At 69.9% G+C, this 16,408-nt stretch carries 17 protein-coding genes; 10 read left to right on the top strand and 7 right to left on the bottom strand.

Features of this window, described 5'->3' with window-relative positions; genetic code table 11:
• Nucleotides 1–168: 168 nt before the first annotated feature.
• The 4 genes from ACFWF2_RS30740 to ACFWF2_RS30725 are packed head-to-tail and all read right to left on the bottom strand — an operon-like array spanning nt 169 to nt 4,794.
• The gene (locus ACFWF2_RS30740) at nt 169–1,095 is read right to left on the bottom strand and encodes an ABC transporter permease (protein WP_379310978.1); all 927 of its coding nucleotides are present in this window, start codon (nt 1,093–1,095) and stop codon (nt 169–171) included.
• On the bottom strand, nt 1,092–2,246 hold the full coding sequence (locus ACFWF2_RS30735; RefSeq protein WP_379310977.1) for an ABC transporter permease: 1,155 nt from the start codon (nt 2,244–2,246) through the stop codon (nt 1,092–1,094). The genes ACFWF2_RS30740 and ACFWF2_RS30735 overlap by 4 nt, the downstream gene beginning before the upstream one ends.
• Nucleotides 2,243–3,796, bottom strand: a complete 1,554-nt coding sequence (locus ACFWF2_RS30730) for an ABC transporter ATP-binding protein (protein WP_379310976.1) — start codon at nt 3,794–3,796, stop codon at nt 2,243–2,245. Before ACFWF2_RS30730 ends, ACFWF2_RS30735 begins: the two co-directional genes overlap by 4 nt.
• A gap of 5 nt (nt 3,797–3,801) precedes the next feature.
• Nucleotides 3,802–4,794, bottom strand: a complete 993-nt coding sequence (locus ACFWF2_RS30725; RefSeq protein ID WP_379310974.1) for a BMP family protein — start codon at nt 4,792–4,794, stop codon at nt 3,802–3,804.
• A 136-nt stretch (nt 4,795–4,930) separates the two neighbouring features.
• On the opposite strand from ACFWF2_RS30725, the gene ACFWF2_RS30720 reads away from it, so the two are divergent.
• Entirely contained in the window at nt 4,931–5,677 is a 747-nt protein-coding gene (locus tag ACFWF2_RS30720) for a GntR family transcriptional regulator (RefSeq protein ID WP_379310973.1), read from the top strand.
• Nucleotides 5,678–5,746: 69 nt separating this feature from the next.
• On the opposite strand, the gene ACFWF2_RS30715 is transcribed toward ACFWF2_RS30720, so the two are convergent.
• Nucleotides 5,747–6,640, bottom strand: coding sequence for a LysR family transcriptional regulator (locus ACFWF2_RS30715; protein WP_379310972.1), 894 nt, complete (start codon nt 6,638–6,640; stop codon nt 5,747–5,749).
• Between the two features lie 71 nt (nt 6,641–6,711).
• Here ACFWF2_RS30715 and dapA point away from each other — a divergent pair, with 71 nt between their 5' ends.
• Together dapA and ACFWF2_RS30705 are read left to right on the top strand one after the other, a co-directional pair.
• Nucleotides 6,712–7,605, top strand: coding sequence for a 4-hydroxy-tetrahydrodipicolinate synthase (gene dapA, locus ACFWF2_RS30710; RefSeq protein WP_379310971.1), 894 nt, complete (start codon nt 6,712–6,714; stop codon nt 7,603–7,605).
• A 62-nt stretch (nt 7,606–7,667) separates the two neighbouring features.
• A complete protein-coding gene (locus tag ACFWF2_RS30705) occupies nt 7,668–9,197 on the top strand; it encodes a DHA2 family efflux MFS transporter permease subunit (protein WP_379310969.1) in 1,530 nt (509 codons plus the stop codon).
• A 63-nt stretch (nt 9,198–9,260) separates the two neighbouring features.
• Here the strand turns inward: ACFWF2_RS30705 and ACFWF2_RS30700 are convergent, their stop codons facing one another.
• Nucleotides 9,261–9,692, bottom strand: a complete 432-nt coding sequence (locus ACFWF2_RS30700) for an SRPBCC family protein (RefSeq protein WP_379310968.1) — start codon at nt 9,690–9,692, stop codon at nt 9,261–9,263.
• A gap of 254 nt (nt 9,693–9,946) precedes the next feature.
• Between ACFWF2_RS30700 and ACFWF2_RS30695 the strand changes: the two genes are divergently transcribed.
• The 5 genes from ACFWF2_RS30695 to ACFWF2_RS30675 are packed head-to-tail and all read left to right on the top strand — an operon-like array spanning nt 9,947 to nt 13,852.
• Nucleotides 9,947–11,335 (top strand): sensor histidine kinase, encoded by a 1,389-nt coding sequence (locus ACFWF2_RS30695; protein WP_379310967.1) that lies wholly within the window; start codon nt 9,947–9,949, stop codon nt 11,333–11,335.
• Nucleotides 11,313–11,723: a roadblock/LC7 domain-containing protein gene (locus ACFWF2_RS30690; RefSeq protein ID WP_379310966.1), complete on the top strand. Its 411-nt coding sequence runs from the start codon at nt 11,313–11,315 to the stop codon at nt 11,721–11,723. The genes ACFWF2_RS30695 and ACFWF2_RS30690 overlap by 23 nt, the downstream gene beginning before the upstream one ends.
• On the top strand, nt 11,723–12,073 hold the full coding sequence (locus ACFWF2_RS30685) for a DUF742 domain-containing protein (protein WP_379310964.1): 351 nt from the start codon (nt 11,723–11,725) through the stop codon (nt 12,071–12,073). Before ACFWF2_RS30690 ends, ACFWF2_RS30685 begins: the two co-directional genes overlap by 1 nt.
• Nucleotides 12,048–12,650: an ATP/GTP-binding protein gene (locus tag ACFWF2_RS30680; protein ID WP_189033371.1), complete on the top strand. Its 603-nt coding sequence runs from the start codon at nt 12,048–12,050 to the stop codon at nt 12,648–12,650. The genes ACFWF2_RS30685 and ACFWF2_RS30680 overlap by 26 nt, the downstream gene beginning before the upstream one ends.
• Nucleotides 12,647–13,852: a cytochrome P450 gene (locus ACFWF2_RS30675; protein ID WP_379310963.1), complete on the top strand. Its 1,206-nt coding sequence runs from the start codon at nt 12,647–12,649 to the stop codon at nt 13,850–13,852. Before ACFWF2_RS30680 ends, ACFWF2_RS30675 begins: the two co-directional genes overlap by 4 nt.
• A 7-nt stretch (nt 13,853–13,859) precedes the next feature.
• Here ACFWF2_RS30675 and ACFWF2_RS30670 read toward each other — a convergent pair whose 3' ends face one another.
• Entirely contained in the window at nt 13,860–14,408 is a 549-nt protein-coding gene (locus tag ACFWF2_RS30670) for a TetR/AcrR family transcriptional regulator (RefSeq protein ID WP_379310962.1), read from the bottom strand.
• 200 nt (nt 14,409–14,608) lie between these two features.
• Here ACFWF2_RS30670 and ACFWF2_RS30665 point away from each other — a divergent pair, with 200 nt between their 5' ends.
• Nucleotides 14,609–15,847 (top strand): cytochrome P450, encoded by a 1,239-nt coding sequence (locus ACFWF2_RS30665; protein WP_379310961.1) that lies wholly within the window; start codon nt 14,609–14,611, stop codon nt 15,845–15,847.
• Between the two features lie 129 nt (nt 15,848–15,976).
• Nucleotides 15,977–16,369: a hypothetical protein gene (locus ACFWF2_RS30660; protein ID WP_379310960.1), complete on the top strand. Its 393-nt coding sequence runs from the start codon at nt 15,977–15,979 to the stop codon at nt 16,367–16,369.
• Nucleotides 16,370–16,408 lie beyond the last annotated feature (39 nt).

Raw genomic sequence — 16,408 nt, 5'->3', positions numbered from 1 at the left:
CACCGCGCTTCCTCGCGGGGGGGGCGGGTACTACGGGGGTGCCGCGCGCGTGGTGGGTGTGGCCCCCCCCGCCCGCGGCCAGTACTTCGCCGCGGTCGAGCACGGCGGTCACCTCGGAATGCGACAGGATCAGAGTCAACGCAGGAGCTCCTCGAAAGCGGGGGCGGGTCAGGACGTTCGGGCGAAGGCGACGGTCAGGTCGCGCGGTGAGCGGCTGTTGCCGACCAGGCCGCTGACGGCGACGATCGCGATCAGATAGGGCAGCATCACCAGCAGCGCGAACGGCACGTCGACACCCAGCGCGGGCAGCGCGAACTGCAGTGCCTGGGCGATACCGAAGAACACCGACGCCCAGATCACGCCGAGCGCGCGCCAGCGGCCCGCGATCACCGCGACCACGGCGAGATAGCCGATGCCGCCGGTCATGTTGTCGCTGAACGAATGCACCTCCGACAGCGCCAGTTGCGCACCGCCAAGGCCCGCGGCGAACGCGGCGAGCAGCACACAGCCGTAGCGGACGATCCGCACGGACAGCCCGGTGCGGTCGGCGGCGACGGCGTCCTCGCCGATCGCGTCGATCACCAGGCCCAGCTTGGTTCGCCGGGAGAACGCGACGGCCAGGACGGCCACGACGACGAGGCACAGGTAGCCGAGCGCGGTCTGCCCGAACAGGGCGGGCCCGACGACCGGGATGCGGTGCAGCAGGGGAATGCGCAACGCGTCGAAACCGGGGGCACCGTGGCCCTTGCCGTCGGCCAGCAGCAGCCGCGCGCCATAGGTGGTGGCACCGAGGGCCAGCGCATTGCTCGCGATGCCCACGACGATCTGGTCGGCCCGCAAGCTGACACTCCAGATCGCTTGCAGCGCACCGAAGAGCAGCGCGGCGCCCACAGCGGTGATCGCGCCGAGGACCGGTGAACCGGTGGCGACAGCCCCGAGCACGCCCGCGAAAGCGCCGGTCAGCATCATCGCCTCGAGGCTCAGATTGAGCACCCCCGCGCGTTCGCTGACCAGTTCGCCGCTCGCGGCGACGAGGATGGGCAGGGTGAAACCGATACCGCTGGTGGCGATGTCGGTGACCGTGTCGAGGCTCATCGCGGTGCTCCTGCCAGGTCGGCGGTATCGATCGGGGAAACAGCCTGCGGGGCAGCGGGTTCGGGCTTGCGCGCCGACCGGGTCCACAGGGCGGCGCCCGCGATGAACACGATCATCAGCGACTCGACGACGCTGACGGTCGACGCGGGCACATTCGCGGCCAGCTGCAGGTTGATCCCGCCGGAGACGAGGAATCCGAGCAGCAGCGAGACCGCGACGACCGCGGCCAGCGAGCCACGGGCAAGCAGCCCGACGACAAGGCCGGAGAACCCGTATCCGGAGGAGAAGCCCTCCGCGAGGACGAAAGGCGCGGTGGCGACGAGCAATCCGCCCGCGATGCCGGAGAACGCGCCCGCACCCGACAGGCTGAGGAATCGCAGCCGCTGCACGGGCAGGCCGAGCCGGGCCGCCGCGTCGGGATTGAGGCCGACCGCGCGCAGCCGGGTGCCCAGGGCGGTGTGGCGGACCAGGATCGCGGTGCCGAGCGCGGCCACGACCGCGATCCACAGCGCGATGGTCGCGGGGGAGCGTTCGATGCCGAGCAGTGGCAGTTGCGCGGCGGGAGTGAGCTGTTCGGACTGCGGCAGGGTTTCCGACGAGGTCACCGGCTGCCGCAGCAGCGCGGGTTCGTGCACCACGAGCAGCACCATGGCGAGGCCGACGAAATTGAGCAGCAGCGTGGTGATGATCTCGCTGGTGCCACGCCGGACCCGCAGGTAGGCGGCGATCGCGGCCCAGAGCCAGCCCGCGGCCGCCGCGCCGATCAGTACCGCGGGCAGGGTGATCGCGGCGGGAGCGCCGGTCAGCGTGGTGCCGATGGCGGTGGCGGCGATACCGCCCGCGCAGATCTGGCCCTCACCACCCACATTCACCAGGCCCGCCCGGTGCGCGATGGTGAATCCGACGGCCACCAGCATCAAGGTGGCCGCGACATTGAACGAAGCGCCGACGGCATAACCGCTGCCGAACATGCCTTCCCACAGCGCGGTCATCGTCGCGCCGGGCGCCGCACCCGCGAAGGCGGCCAGGATGAGCCCGACCACGCCGGCGGCGATCATCGCCGCGGCCGCGACCACAACGGGCTGATGTGCCCAGCGGCGCAGCCGGATTCGGTACCTGCCCGCCGTTCTGCTCTCGGTGACAGCGGTCATGCCGACACTCCCATCATCAGTTCGCTGATCTGTTGTGCCGCAGTGGGATCGGCCGTCTCGACGGGGCCGGTGAGCGTGCCGCGATAGGCGACCAGCACCCGATCGCACAGGGCGAGCAGTTCGGGCACCTCGCTGGACACCACGAGCACACCGCAGCCGTCGGCGGCGGCGCTGCGCAGCCGGGTCAGCACGAAATCGACCGCGCCGATATCCAATCCGCGCGTCGGCTGGGCGGCGACCAGGCAGCGCAGGTTCGTGGTGGACAGCTCGCGGGCGAGCACCACCTTCTGCTGGTTGCCGCCCGAGAGCGCGCCCATGCGCACCCACGGCCCGGCGGCGCGCACGTCGAACCGCTCGAGTTCGGCCTGCGCGGCGCGACCCATGGCGCGTTTGTCGAGCAGCCCGAAGCGGCGGAACCTGCCGAGCTGCCCGAGGAAGAGGTTCTCGGCGATGGTCATGTCGGCGACCATCGCGTCGCGGTGGCGATCTTCGGGCACGACAGCGAGGCCGAGACCGGTGCGCGTGGCGGGACGCGCGGCGGTGATGTCGGTGCCGTCGAGGGTGACGGTGCCCGCCGCCGCCGGTGCGCTGCCGGCCAGGACGGCGACGAGTTCGCTCTGACCGTTGCCTTCGACTCCGGCGATGCCGACGATCTCGCCGGGCCGCACGCGTAGCCGCACCTCGTCGAGTGCGGTGCTGCCGTCGGCCCGATGGGCGGTGAGGCCGTCGACGGACAGCACCGGCATCGCCGTCTCCGGTGTCGGTGCGATTTTCGTTGCGGGCCTTGCGGTATCGACGCCGAGGGTCGCGGCCACCGTCGGATCGAGGTCGGCGGCGGTGCGGCCGACCATGGCGGTCAGCAGCTGCGTGATGCCGGTGTTCGACATCCGCCCGCCACCGGCGACCGTGCCGCGCCGCAGCACGGTCGCGGCGTCGGCGACCCGGGCGACCTCGCCGAGCTTGTGCGTCACCAGCACCACCGCTTTACCGTCGGCGGCGACAGCGCGGCAGGTGTCGATCAGCGCGTCGATCTCGGCGGGATCGAGCACGCCGGTCGGCTCGTCGAGCAGGATCAGCGACGGATCGCGCAGCAGCGCCTTGACGATCTCGACCTTCTGCCGCGCGCCGACCGGCATCGTCGCGACCCGCTGATCGAGATCGATCCGCAGCCGGTAGCGCTGGGCGATCTCGTCGAGCCGGTCGGTCAGCTCGCCACGGCGCATCCGCACGCCCCGCTGGGTGAGCAGCAGATTCTCCGCGACGGTCATGGTGGTGACCAGGCTGAAGTGCTGGTGCACCATGGCCACGCCCGCGGCCATCGCGGCGGCGGGGGAGTCGGGCCGGAACTCGGTGCCGCCCAGCGTCATCCGGCCCGTGTCGGGCCGGTAGCCGCCGAAGACCAGGTTGCACAGCGTCGACTTGCCCGCGCCGTTCTCGCCGAGAACGCAATGGACGGTGCCGGATTCGACGGTGACGTCGACATCGTGCAGGGCCCGCACGTCACCGAAGCTCTTACCCAGTCCCTGCAGGGTCAATGCGGGAGTGCTCATGGCGGTCAGTACGGCTCGACCGCGCCGGTGGCCAGGGCTGTCTTGGCCTTGGCGAGTGCGTCGGCGACCGCGGCGTCCTTGCTGCACAGCACGAAATCGGTGCCGTGGTTGGGCGAGGTGAGGCCGAAGCGCACGTTCTCGGCCTTCCACGAGTTGTCGAGCGCGGCGTTCACGGCGTACTCGACCTCGGCGCCGATGTCGGTGTGCACGTAGCCCAGGTAGACGGGGTTGGTGCAATCGCCGGGGATCGGTCCGCCGACCATGGCCGCGCCTGCCTGGGTCGCGGCCTGTTCCATACCCGCCTTGCCCAGATTGACGATCTGGCCGAGCGCGCCGGCGCCGGCGCCGTAGTCGGCCAGGGCGGCCTGCTTGGCCTTGGCCGGGTCGTTGAAGTCGCCGACATATTGCGGGGTCAGCACCTTCACGTCGGGTTTGGCGAAGCGGGCGCCGTTGCCGAAGGCATTGGCGGCGTTGACGATCGCGGGCAGCTCGACGCCGCCGACGAAGGCGACCGCGCCGGTCTTCGCGCCCGCCGCCGATACCGCGCCGCTGAGGAACTCGGCCTCGGCCTGCTGCGGGTCGTAGTAGGCGAGATTGGCCATGGGCTTGGCATCGGCAGGGCCGCCGATCTCGACGAACTTCACGTTCGGGAACTGCGGGGCGACCTTGCGCACGTCGGCGTCGGTCTGGCCGCCGAGCGAGATCACCAGATCGTTGGTCGAGGCGAACCGGACCAGGGCCTGCTGGTAGTCGCTCGCGGCGACCTGTTCGACCTTGCTCAGTTCCACCTTGTCGCCGAGCTTGTCGGCGATGCGCTGGTAGCCCAGATACCCCGACTGCATGAAACCGGTGTCGGAGAGCGAGCCGGGGAAGAACACGCCGACCTTCAGTGTGCCGCCCGACGCGGTGGTGCCGGAGGATCCGCAGGCCGACAGCAGGGCAGCGGCGGCCAGGGCGGCCGAGCCGAAGGCGATCGCGCGCCGAGTGGACTTGTGCACGGGGTACTCCTTGATCGAACGAACCGCCCACTTAGCGGTATACCGTTAAGTGTCAGCCTGGGGCCCGCGGATGACGGGCGGATTACCGAAACGTAAGAAACGGTCGCTCGCGGCGGGCGGTACTACCGTGGTGGGAGTGCAAGCGCGGAAGGGTGGTGCGGTGTCGGCGGAACCGGCGAAGAAGTCGCTGCGGGACCGGGCCTACGAGGAGCTCCGCGACCGGATCATCGACCTGCGGCTGAGCCCAGGGCAGCGGCTGGTCGAACGCGATCTCGCGACCGAGCTGGAGATCTCCCGGATCCCGCTGCGCGAGGCGCTGCAGATGCTCGAGCGCGAGGGGTTGGTCGTGATCGTGCCGCGTCAGGGTGCGATCGTCGCCCCGTTCACCGCCGCCGACGTGCGCGACCTGTTCGACGTCCGCGAGAGCCTGGAAGTCCTCGCTGCCCGCCTGGCCGCCGAACGCGCCGAACCCACCGACCTCGCCGCCCTGCGCGAGCAACTCGACGCCGCCCGCCGGGCCACCGCCGCGGGCGACCAGGCCGCGATCGCCGCCGCGAATGCCGGCTTCCACACTCGCATCGTCGAGGTCTCCGGCAATCCGCTCCTGCAATCCCTGCTGCGCCCCTTGGAATCCCGCGTCCGCTGGCTGTTCCACCTCACCAAGGAGCGTGACCCCGGCACCCAGTGCGCGGAACACGAAGCCCTCTACGCCGCCATCGCCGCAGGCGACCCCGACGCCGCCGCCGAGATCGCCTACCGGCACGTGGCCTCCGGCCGCGAACCCAGCCTCGCCCTCTCGGCCCAGTGGTCGATGCCCGACATCGACCCGATCTCGGCCACCCGCACCCGCCAGCGCACCTCCCAGCGTGACAAGACCGCCTGACCTGTCAGCGCGTGACCGGCCGCAGGCGCCATCGGGCCGGGCGGATCCAGTTGTCCGGATTCGGATCGCTCACGAATGGTGTTCCGCCGCTCGGGCTGCCGAACGTAAGGCGGTGCGGGCGGCGGCGATCGCGGGGTGGGCGTCCGTGCCGTTGCGGTAGGCGAGGTGGGTGTGGCGGCGGGTCGACAAGGGTGTGAGGGTGACATCGTCGGGTGGGGAGTGCAGAGCGAGGGCGGGGACGATCGCGGTGCCCGCGTCGGCCGCGACCAAGGCCAGGACCGTGTCGAAGTCGTCGGCGTGGTGGCGGATGCGGGGCGTGAAACCCGCTGCCTGGCAGGCGCGGAGGGTGACGGTATGGCAGAGGGTGCCGGGTGTGCCTGCGATCCACGGGGATTCGAGCTGGGCGTGGAGAGGTTTGGTGTCCGGGACGGAGTTTCGGGTGGCGAGGTAGACGGTTTCGGTGTGCAGGGGCTCGGTGTGGATGGCGGGGTCGGGGGTGGCGGGCACCAGGTCGTAGTCGTGGGTGAGTGCGATGTCGAGGGTGCCCGCGCGCAGGGCGTCGGGGACGTCGGCGGGGTCGATCTCGGTGACCGTGAGTTCGAGGCGGGGATGGTCGGTGCTCAGGGCGACCAGGGCGGGGGACAGGAGCGTGCGGGCGGCGGTGGGGAAGGCGCCGATCCGCAGGGTGCCGGCGAGTTCGTCTCGGGCGACTGCCAATTCGGCATCGGCGCGTTCGAGGGCAGCGAGGATCGTTTCGGTGTGGCCGACGAGCAGGTGCGCGGACGGTGTGAGAGTGACGCGGCGGCCCGTGCGTTCCAGGAGGGGAACACCCGCCTCGCGTTCGAGCGCGGTGAGCTGTTGCGACACGGCCGAGGGCGTGTAGCTGAGCGCGTCGGCGACCGCGGCGATGGTGCCGCGGTGGGCGAGTTCGCGCAGGAGGCGGAGCTTGCGGACATCCAGCATCAGTTCAGCTTACGTTCGACATCACGAATGTGAACTGGACCTGATGTGTCGGCGGCCCGACGATAGGAACCATGACATCGCTGCAGGGTTTGTTCGTCCCCATGATCACGCCGTTCACCGCCGACGGCGCCCTCGCGCCCGCTGCCCTGGAACAGCACGCGCACAGCGTCCTCGACGCGGGCGCGACCGGACTCGTCGCCTTGGGCACCACCGCCGAGCCCTCGGCGCTGACCACCGACGAACGAGACCGCGTCCTCGACCTCTGCGCCGCCGTGTGCGCCGAACGGAACGCGCCGCTGATCGTCTGCGCTGGCGGCAACGCGACCGCGGAATCGGTCAGGGCGGTCGGCGAATTGCGGCATCCGATCGCGGGTGTGCTCGCGGTGGTGCCGTACTACGTGCGCCCGAGTGAGGAGGGTGTCGTCGCGCACTTCACCGCGCTGGCGGCGGCCAGCCCGGCCCCGCTCTACGTCTACGACGTGCCCTACCGCACCGCGCGCCCGCTCGGCGGGGAGACGCTGGTGCGGCTCGCGAACATTCCGAACATCGCCGGGTTCAAGCATTCCGTGGGCGGTGTCGACGCGGCCAGTGTCGAACTGATGGCTCGCGCCGGATCCAGCACGACGGTGCTGTGCGGCGACGACCGGTTCGCCTCGGCCCTGCTCGCGCTCGGCGCGCGGGGCGGCATCCTCGCCGCGGCCAATATCGCGCCCGCGGACTACGCGGAGTTGATCGCCGCCTGGCTCGCCGGTGACGCGATACGGGGCCGCGAGATCGGAAATCGCCTCGACGCGCTCGGTGCCGCCCTGTTCGCCGAACCCAACCCGACGGTCGTCAAAGCGGTGCTGGCCCAACGGGGGCAGATCCCCAGCCCGGCGGTCCGGTTGCCGCTTCTGCCCGCTTCGCCCGCTTCGACGGCGGCGGCGCTGCGGGCCGCCGACGCCGCGGCCGCCGCTCCCGTGTGACACGAGATCACGAACAATAAATTTCGCTGGTCTTCGGCGGCGAAAGGTGCCAGGCTCAAGCGGTGACGAAACCTCCGGATATCGGCGCCGCTGCCGATCCCACCTCCGACAAACTGGATGCCGCCGTACTCAAAGTGGCAGGCGTAGTCGTCCTCGGCGCGGTGATGTCGATCCTCGACATCACCGTGGTCACCGTCGCGATTCCGACATTCATGGCGGACTTCCAGGCCTCCGTCGAGGTCGTCGCCTGGACCATGACCGGCTACACCCTGGCGCTGGCCTCGGTCATCCCGATGACGGGGTGGGCGGCCGACCGCTTCGGCACCAAACGCCTCTATATGGCGGCCCTGACCTTCTTCATCATCGGGTCGGTGCTGTGTTCGATGGCGTGGAGTATCGAGTCGCTGGTGGCGTTCCGCGTCATCCAGGGCATCGGCGGCGGCATGCTCATGCCGCTGGGTATGACGATCATGACCCACGCCGCCGGCCCGCAGCGGATCGGCCGTGTGATGGCGGTGCTCGGTGTGCCGATGCTGCTCGGCCCGATCTGCGGCCCCATCCTCGGCGGCTGGCTCATCGACTCCTTCAGCTGGCACTGGATCTTCCTGATCAACCTGCCGCTGGGTGTGGTCGCCCTGATCCTGGCCTACCTCGTGTTCGCGCCCGACAAGCCCAAGCCCTCGGAATCGTTCGACTTCCTCGGCATGCTGCTTGCCTCGCCGGGCCTGGCGCTGTTCCTGTTCGGTGTCTCCTCCATCCCGGAGAAGGGCACGGTGCTCGCCGCGCGCGTGCTCATTCCGGCGATCATCGGCGCTGTGCTGCTGGTGGCGTTCGTGTTCCACGCGTTGCGCACCGAGCATCCGCTGATCGACCTGCGCCTGTTCCGCAACCCGTCGCTGCGCTACTCGGTGCTGACCATGTCGCTGTTCGCGACGGCGTTCTTCGGCGCGGGCTTCCTGCTGCCGAACTACCTGCAGCAGGTGCGCGGTGAGACGGCCTTCGATTCCGGCCTGCTCATGGCGCCACAGGGGATCGGCGCCATGCTGACGATGCCGATCGCCGGCTTCCTGGTCGACAAGATCGGGCCGGGCAAGATCGTCATGTTCGGCATCACCTTCATCACCATCGGCCTGGCGGGCTTCACCCAGCTGCACGCCGACACGTCCTACCTGATGATCGGCGCCGCGCTGTTCGTGATGGGTCTGGGCATGGGCTGCACCATGATGCCGGTGATGACCGCCGCCATCCAGACGCTCTCGCACGCCCAGGTCGCGCGCGGTTCGACACTGATGAACATCATCAACCAGACCGCGGCCTCGATCGGCACGGCGACGATGTCGGTCGTGCTGGCCGCCCAGCTCAACGACCACCCCGAGGCCAAGATCGGTATCGCCTCGAACGCCCGACCGGACATCGCCGCACAGGTGCCGCCGTCGGTGATCGAGCAAGGTCTGGAACTGGCCGCCGACGCGTTCAGCAATACCTACTGGGTCACCGTGATTCTCGCGGCGCTGACGCTGATCCCGGCGTTCTTCCTGCCGCGGAGCAAACCCGAGGCTCCGGTCGACGCCGAAGCAGCGGCACTGGTCTGACGCCGCACACGCGCGAAAGCCCGGACGGAACCTGGTGTTCCGCCCGGGCTTTCGCGTAGCGACTCAGCCGTAGAGCTTGACGAAGGCTTCGAGCGACCGTTCGATATCGCCGCGCAGTGCCTTCGCGACCGCCGAACCGATCGGGCCGAACAGTGGTGCACCGCCGAGATCGATGTCGACACCGACCTTGGACCCACTGCCCGCCGGTTCGACCAGCATCGCGAGCCCGAACTTGGTGCCGCCGATGCCCGTACCGGTCAGCGCCAGGCGACGCGGCGGTTCGGCGGTGCGCACGGTCCAGGTGACCTTGTTGCGAAAGCCCTTCACGCGGGCGATGCCGACGAGGACGGTGCCGGGGGTGAGATCCTCGGGCAGGGTGCCGCGCCACGCCTCGTGAATGGTCAGCCAGTCGCCGAGCGCGGGCAGGTCGGAAGCGTGGGCCCACGCCTGGTCCGGTGGGACGGGGACATCGACGGAGAGCTTCAGTTTCGCCACCAGGGGATGGTATCCGGTACCCGAGGTTCCGCCTCGACCGGATCGGGGCATAGCAAACCAGAATAGATCACCCGCCCAGGAGCGCGGGTGGGAATTCTGATGGTGGACAGGACGATCCACATCGCAATCGATCATGGTGCTGCTACTGTGTGCGGGTCGCCGGCAGCGAGGCTTGCCTGGCGAATGCCTCCCGGGCCGGCCGGTGAGGGCCCACCGGCCAGGGCGTGGTGTGGTCGACGACGACGAAAGATCTGATGAACTCAGGAATCGCGGTGCTGTTACTCGTCATCGGAGCGCCGCTGTTGCTGCTCGCGCTGGCCGTGACGGTCTTTGCCATGCGCAACGAGCGCCAGCAGCGACTGCGCGCCGACGCCGCCATCCGTGAGCGCGTCGCGTGCGAGAACGCGCTGATCCAGCTGGCGCAGACGACACTGCCCTCGATCACCGACGCGGTGCGCAGGCACGAGATCCCCGCGGTGGCTGTCGATCTGCCCGTGGAACTGCAGAATTCGCAGGTCGGCCAGGTGCTGCAGGTGATCGCCACCGGTCACGCCGAGGATCTGCGCATGGTCTCCGAGGAGACCAGGGCGATGGTCGAACGCTACGGCGAGCAGCGTCGGCTCAACGAGGTCGTGGCGGCCAAAGAGGAGGCGCAGACCGAGCTGTCGGCGTCCTCGCGGGCCGCCACCAGCGCGGCGGTGCGCTCGTTCGGCACCTCGGTGGTCAGCCTCGGCACCGACCTGGGCCAGGTCGTGAGCGCCGCGCTGCGTGAGCATCGCGACGACGCCATTTACGAGACGCTGACCCGGATCGACCACACCGTGCAGCAGATGATCCGGCAGGCGCAGTCCTATGTGATCGTCTCCGGTGGCCTGCCCGGCCGTCGCTGGCCGCAGCAGTCGCTCACCGACGTGGCGGGCGGCGCCACCGGGCGCGTCCGGGAATTCCTGCGCGTGCGGTCGGGGCAGTCCGATCGGGTCGTGATCAGCCGCGCGGTGGAACCGCTCGTGCACACGCTGGCCACGCTGCTCGACAACGCGCTGCGCTATTCGCCGCCGTCGTCGTTCGTCGAGGTCGGCTTCCAGGAGGGGCACCACGGTGTCACCGTCATCGTCGATGACGCGGGCATGCGGATGAGCCCGGAGCAGCTCGAGGACGCGCGGCAGGTGCTCAGTGGCGAACGCGCGGTCGACATCCATGATCTCGGACCGGCGCCGAAGGTCGGCTTCCCCGGCATCGCGGCGCTGGCGCGGCGCTACGGGTTCTCCGTCCATGTCGACGGGCCGAACATCTTCGGCGGCATGCGCGCGATGGTCTACGTTCCGTCGGCACTGCTGGTGAGTGGTGCCGCACCGCGCCTGCCCGAGCCCGAACTCGTTGCCCCCGCCCACGTCCCGGTACCAGTGCCGGTGCTCGTCGAGGCCGACGGGCCCCGCGCCGAAGTGCACGAGATCACCAGCGGGGGATTGCCCAAGCGCCGCCGCAGGCCGGTCGCGCCGGATTCGGCGGGAGTGCCCACCGAATCGGGCAATGCTCGCCCCGACCTCGCCGCTGCCTGGCACAGCGGTTCCCGCAGCGGTCGCCTCGCTGCGGCCGAGCGAACGACGGAAGGAACAGCCGATGAGCACACCGGTAGCCGATAGCACGAACCGACTAGCGTGGCTGCTCGAGGATCTGGAGATCCCCGGCGTCCGCTTCGCGGTGCTGCTGTCCGATGACGGACTGCGGATCGCCCACTCCCGTGGCGTGGCCAAGGACGACGCCGAACGGTTCGCCGCGGCCGCCTCCGGCCTGCGCTCGCTCGGCAAGGCGCTCGGCGAATTCTGCGGCGGATCGTCGAACGCGGTGCGCCAGAACATGACCGAGTACGACGATGGCATGATCATGATCACCGCGGCCGGTGTCGGTGCGCTGCTAGGCGTCGCCACCACCGCCGACGTCGACGTCGCGCTGGTGGCGCACCGGATGAACGAACTGGCCTCGCGCGTCGGCCACGAGATCGGCAGCGCGCCGCGGCACGGTGGCAGGTAATGAGTCGCGGCAGGCGCGATCCCGATCTGGTCAGGTCGTATGTGCGCACCGGCGGACGGGTGCGGGCCGCGCATGAACTGGACCTGGTGACCCTGGTCCGCGCGCTCGCCGACGCGCGGCCCGATCATCGGCCCGACGAGCGCCGGGTCCTCGCGCTCACCAGTCGCCGCGGCGCGCTGTCCATCGCCGAACTGTCGGCGTATCTGGATCTGCCCGCGTCGGTCGTGAAGATCATCGTGTCCGATCTGCTCGACAGCGGCTATCTACAGTGCCCGACTCCGGCCGAAGTGAAGCCGGAACTAGCGTTGATCAAGGAGGTGCTGCATGGTCTCCGTGCCATCGCGGGGTGAGGTCGACTACGTCGCGGAGACCGTGACGCGGTCGGTGAAGATCCTGGTCGCAGGCAATTTCGGCGTCGGCAAGACGACGTTCGTGTGCGGCGTCTCCGAGATCAGGCCGCTGCGCACCGAGGAAACGATCACCGAGGCGAGCATCGGCGTCGACGATATGGCGGGGCTCGGCACCAAGGTGCAGACCACCGTCGCACTGGATTTCGGCCGCATCACCCTGAACCCGCAACTGGCGCTGTATCTTTTCGGCACTCCCGGCCAGGAACGCTTCGCCCCGCTGTGGGAGGAGCTGGCCCGTGGCGCGCTGGGCGCCCTCGTGCTGGTCGACACCCGGCGCATCGAGAAGGCCGACGACGTGCTTTCGGCGCTGGAACAGCGCGGTGTGCCCTACGCGGTGGCGGTCAACGAGTTCGAGGGCTTCCGGCGTTACCCGCTCGAGGAAGTGCGTGAGGCGCTCGACCTGGCGCCGGACACCCCGGTCGTCGCCGTCGACGCGCGCCGCCGCGACCACGGCATGCGTGCGCTGATCACGTTGGCGGAGTATCTGTTCCGCAGGCAGGAAGCAAACGCGTCATGACGGTGGACCTCTCGGCCGGCGAGCGGGTGCCGATGTACGCTCCCGAGTTCGCCGCCGATCCCCAGGCGGCCTACCGGGAGATGCGGCGCCGGTTCGGCTCGGTGGTGCCGGTCGAGTTGTCGCCGGGAATCCGGGCGACGCTGGTGATCGGGTATCACACGGCGGTCCGGATCCTCAACGATCCCGAGCACTTCCCGGCCGATCCGCGGATGTGGCAGCGCAATATCCCGCAGGACTGCCCGGTGCTGCCGATGCTGCAGTTCCGCCCGGCCGCGCTGCGCACCACCGGCGCCGAGCACACCAGGTACCGGCAGGCCAATGTCGCAGGCATCGCCGGTGTGGACCTGTACGCGATGCACGCCACCATCGAGCAGTTCGCGATCCCGCTGATCAACAGCTTCTGCGTGACCGGCTCGGCGGACCTGTTGAGCCAGTACGCGTTTCCGCTGGTGTTCCAGGCGCTGAACTCGATGCTGGGCTGCACACCGGAGATCGGGGCGCAGGTCGCCACCGGCATGGCGCAGATCTTCGAGGGCGACGACGCCGAAGCGGGCAACAACCTGCTCGCCTCCGCGCTGACCGACCTGGTCGCGCTGCGGCAGCGCGAGCCGGGCGACGACGTCGCCACCCGGCTGCTGCACCACCCGGCCGCCCTGACCGACGAGGAGATGGTGCACCAGCTGCTGGTGCTCTACGGCGCAGGCATCGAGCCGATGCTGAATCTGGTGGTGAACACGCTGCGGCTGATGCTCACCGACGATCGTTTCGCGGGCAATGTGCTCGGTGGCAGCCTGTCGACCCGCGACGCGCTCGACGAGGTGCTCTTCACCGACCCGCCGCTGGCCAACTTCTGCATGACCTATCCGCGTCAGCCGATCCTGATCGACGAGATGTGGCTGCCCGCGAACGAACCGGTCGTGATCAGCATGTCGGCCTGCAACAACGATCCGGCCATCGCCGGTCGCGATGTGGTCGACAACCGGGCGCATCTGGCGTGGAGTGCGGGCCCGCACGGTTGCCCCGCCAAGTCGGTGGCGTATCTGATCGTGCAGGACGCGATCGACCAATTGCTCGACGCGCTCCCGGAGCTGAAGCTGGCCGTGCCCGCCGAGGAACTGGTGTGGCGGCCCGGCCCGTTCCACCGCTCGCTGGCCGCGCTGCCGGTCGAGTTCCCGAAGACGCCGCCGCTGCCGATGCCCTGATCCGCGCTCAGCGGACGCGCAGGGCCGGACCGACGAACCGTTCGACCAGCCGGCGTTCGGCCGCGGCATCGGGCAGTGGCCAGGTGAGCAGCGAGAGGACGACCCGCACGATCCAGGCCGCGGCCGCGTCGTCCGGGGCGATGCGGGTCAGAGCGGTCGCGATGCGGCCGAGTTCCGGTGCGTCGGCGAGGAATTCGTCGGTGTCGGGGGAGCGGTGCCGGATCAGCCATTGCCGCAGGATCGGATCGGCGCGGAGGGCGGCGACCGCGGCCAGGATCGCCTCGACCGGGCGACGGCCCGCCGGCACCTGATCGACGGCGGCTTCGACGCGGGCGACGACGGTGCTCGCGGCCCTGACCATGACCGCGCGGACCAGACGCGGCTTCCCGCCCACGTAGCGGTACATCGTCGCGCGCGAGCAGCCCGCGGCCGCGGCGATGTCCTCGGCGGTGACGTCGTCGATGCCGCGTTCGAGGAACAGCGTGAGGGCGGCGCGTTCGATCCGGTCGATCGCGACGGTGCGGCGGTCGCCGCCTGCCAGCCAGTCGGCGGTCATCGGGAGCTCCTTCACTGTCTCAGGCTGAGACGTTCTCTCGAATCTGTCTACCTGAGTATGTGCTGGAAGAGCATGGTTTCACGAGATTCAGTGCGGTGTGCCGGGTGTGCCGACAAGTCTCGAGGTGAGACGGCCGTTGAACTTCTGTTCGCCCGGGGACACGGTGAGGGCCGACAACCTGACCAGGAAAGGCGGCGGCGATGACCACGGATCTCGGGGCGATCGATCTCTTCGATGCGGCGGTGCTCGACGACCCCTACCCCCTGTATCGGACGCTGCGTGAGCACGCGCCGGTCCATCGGGTGCCGGGCACCGACTTCTTCCTCGTCGCGTCGTGGGCCGCCGTCACCGAGGCCACCGCGCGCACGGCGGAGTTCTCCTCGCATCTGACCGGGGTGCTCGTCGCCCAGCCGGGCGCGGCGCCGATCACCTTCGACCTCGACTCGACCGGACAGGCCGTGCACGTGCTGGCCACCGCCGACGGGTCCGTGCACTCCGCGCATCGCAGCATCGTCGGCCCGGCCCTGGCCAAGCGGGTCCGCACCCTGGGGCCCGTGGTCACCGCGCTCACCGAGCGGCTGTGGGCGGAGGAACTGGTCGGTGACCGGATCGACTGGGCCACCGGTATCGCCGACCGGCTGCCGCTCGCGCTGATCGCCGAACTCGTCGGGCTGCCACGTGCCGATGTGCCGCGACTGCTGTCGTGGGCGTACGACTCCACCGAGATGCTGGGCGGCATCGTCGCCGACGGCAGGATGACAGCCCTCGTCACCTCCGCGGCCGAACTGGCCCACTACGCCTACCAGGCGGTGGCCACGGCGAAAGAGCGTGCTGCCGGGCAGGATTCGCCGGAGGCACTGATCGATGTGCTCGCCGCGGCCCTGGCTGCGGGGCGCATCGACGAGCAGCAGGCGGTGCTGATCGTGGTGCAGTTGATCGGTGCGGGCGGCGAGTCGACCGCGGGTCTGATCGCCTCGGCGGCCCGCCTGCTGGCGACCGACCCCGATCTGCAGGCCCGGCTGCGGGATCGACCGGAACTGGTCCCGGTGTTCCTGGACGAAGCGTTGCGGGTGGAGTCGCCGTTTCGTGGCCACCACCGGCACGTCGTCGCCGATACCGAACTTGCCGGTGTCGAGCTGCCCGCGGGCAGTCACCTGCTGTTGCTGTGGGGCGCGGCCAACCGCGATCCGGCGATGTTCGGTGACCCCGACGTCGTCGACCTGGAGCGGCCGCGCGGACGGGCACACGCGGCCTTCGGTGCGGGCGCACACTTCTGCATCGGCTCGGCCTTGGCCCGCCTCGAAGCCACAGCGGCGATCACCCTGCTGCTCGAGCGCACCGAACGGTTCACCCTCGTCGAGGACGCACCGCCGCGATGGGTACCGAGCCTGTTCGTCCGGCGGCACGCGAGCCTGCCCCTGGACGTCGTCCGGTGCTGATCGACCGGGGCTCGGCGAGCAGCAAACGTTTCGTGTGTTCTCCCACCATCGCCCCCACGATGGGGTGAGGATTGAGCACGACTCGCCGGCCTCGCGTTCGGCCGGCCCCGCAGCACAAGGACGTGAGATATGAGTGACAGGAAAATTGCCTTCGCCTTCGCGGCCACCGGGACGGCGTTGCTGGCCATGACGATCGGCTCACCGTCCGCCTCCGCGGCGGTCTCGCAATTGACGGTCGACCCCGGACTCAGCGTCGGGATGGCAACCAACTACGGCACCGGCTGCACCCACCATCTGGTGGCCCGGCTCAGCGTCGGCATGGAACCTGTCTCCTTCTACGACAACGGCGCCCTGCTGGCCGTTGTCGTCCCGCTCGACGGCACCGCCAGCATCGACTGGGTGCCCTCGAGCGGCGGTCCGCACAGCCTGGCGGCATTGCAGGGCGGCGTCGGCCGCGGCGCCGATGTGAGCGTCGGTAGGGGCTTCCGGTTCGGCGAGTCCTGCGTGGTCACCGGCGGCTGATCCGAACACGACGGTGGCCCGGTCCGCGCGGACCGGGCC

Origin of the sequence: Nocardia sp. NPDC060259 (genome assembly GCF_042728775.1) — a bacterium.
In the GTDB taxonomy this organism is placed as follows: Bacteria; Actinomycetota; Actinomycetes; order Mycobacteriales; family Mycobacteriaceae; genus Nocardia.
This window is presented reverse-complemented; position numbering and strand designations above follow the sequence as displayed.

Excerpts from the sequence above, each read along its gene's own strand:
- ACFWF2_RS30685 (WP_379310964.1), top strand. The coding sequence starts at position 11,723 with ATGAGTCGCGGCAGGCGCGATCCCGATCTGGTCAGGTCGTATGTGCGC.
- ACFWF2_RS30665 (WP_379310961.1), top strand. The coding sequence starts at position 14,609 with ATGACCACGGATCTCGGGGCGATCGATCTCTTCGATGCGGCGGTGCTC.
- ACFWF2_RS30695 (WP_379310967.1), top strand. The coding sequence starts at position 9,947 with ATGAACTCAGGAATCGCGGTGCTGTTACTCGTCATCGGAGCGCCGCTG.
- ACFWF2_RS30680 (WP_189033371.1), top strand. The coding sequence starts at position 12,048 with ATGGTCTCCGTGCCATCGCGGGGTGAGGTCGACTACGTCGCGGAGACC.
- ACFWF2_RS30690 (WP_379310966.1), top strand. The coding sequence starts at position 11,313 with ATGAGCACACCGGTAGCCGATAGCACGAACCGACTAGCGTGGCTGCTC.
- ACFWF2_RS30740 (WP_379310978.1), bottom strand. The coding sequence starts at position 1,095 with ATGAGCCTCGACACGGTCACCGACATCGCCACCAGCGGTATCGGTTTC.
- ACFWF2_RS30735 (WP_379310977.1), bottom strand. The coding sequence starts at position 2,246 with ATGACCGCTGTCACCGAGAGCAGAACGGCGGGCAGGTACCGAATCCGG.
- dapA (WP_379310971.1), top strand. The coding sequence starts at position 6,712 with ATGACATCGCTGCAGGGTTTGTTCGTCCCCATGATCACGCCGTTCACC.
- ACFWF2_RS30730 (WP_379310976.1), bottom strand. The coding sequence starts at position 3,796 with ATGAGCACTCCCGCATTGACCCTGCAGGGACTGGGTAAGAGCTTCGGT.
- ACFWF2_RS30660 (WP_379310960.1), top strand. The coding sequence starts at position 15,977 with ATGAGTGACAGGAAAATTGCCTTCGCCTTCGCGGCCACCGGGACGGCG.
- ACFWF2_RS30670 (WP_379310962.1), bottom strand. The coding sequence starts at position 14,408 with ATGACCGCCGACTGGCTGGCAGGCGGCGACCGCCGCACCGTCGCGATC.
- ACFWF2_RS30675 (WP_379310963.1), top strand. The coding sequence starts at position 12,647 with ATGACGGTGGACCTCTCGGCCGGCGAGCGGGTGCCGATGTACGCTCCC.
- ACFWF2_RS30715 (WP_379310972.1), bottom strand. The coding sequence starts at position 6,640 with ATGCTGGATGTCCGCAAGCTCCGCCTCCTGCGCGAACTCGCCCACCGC.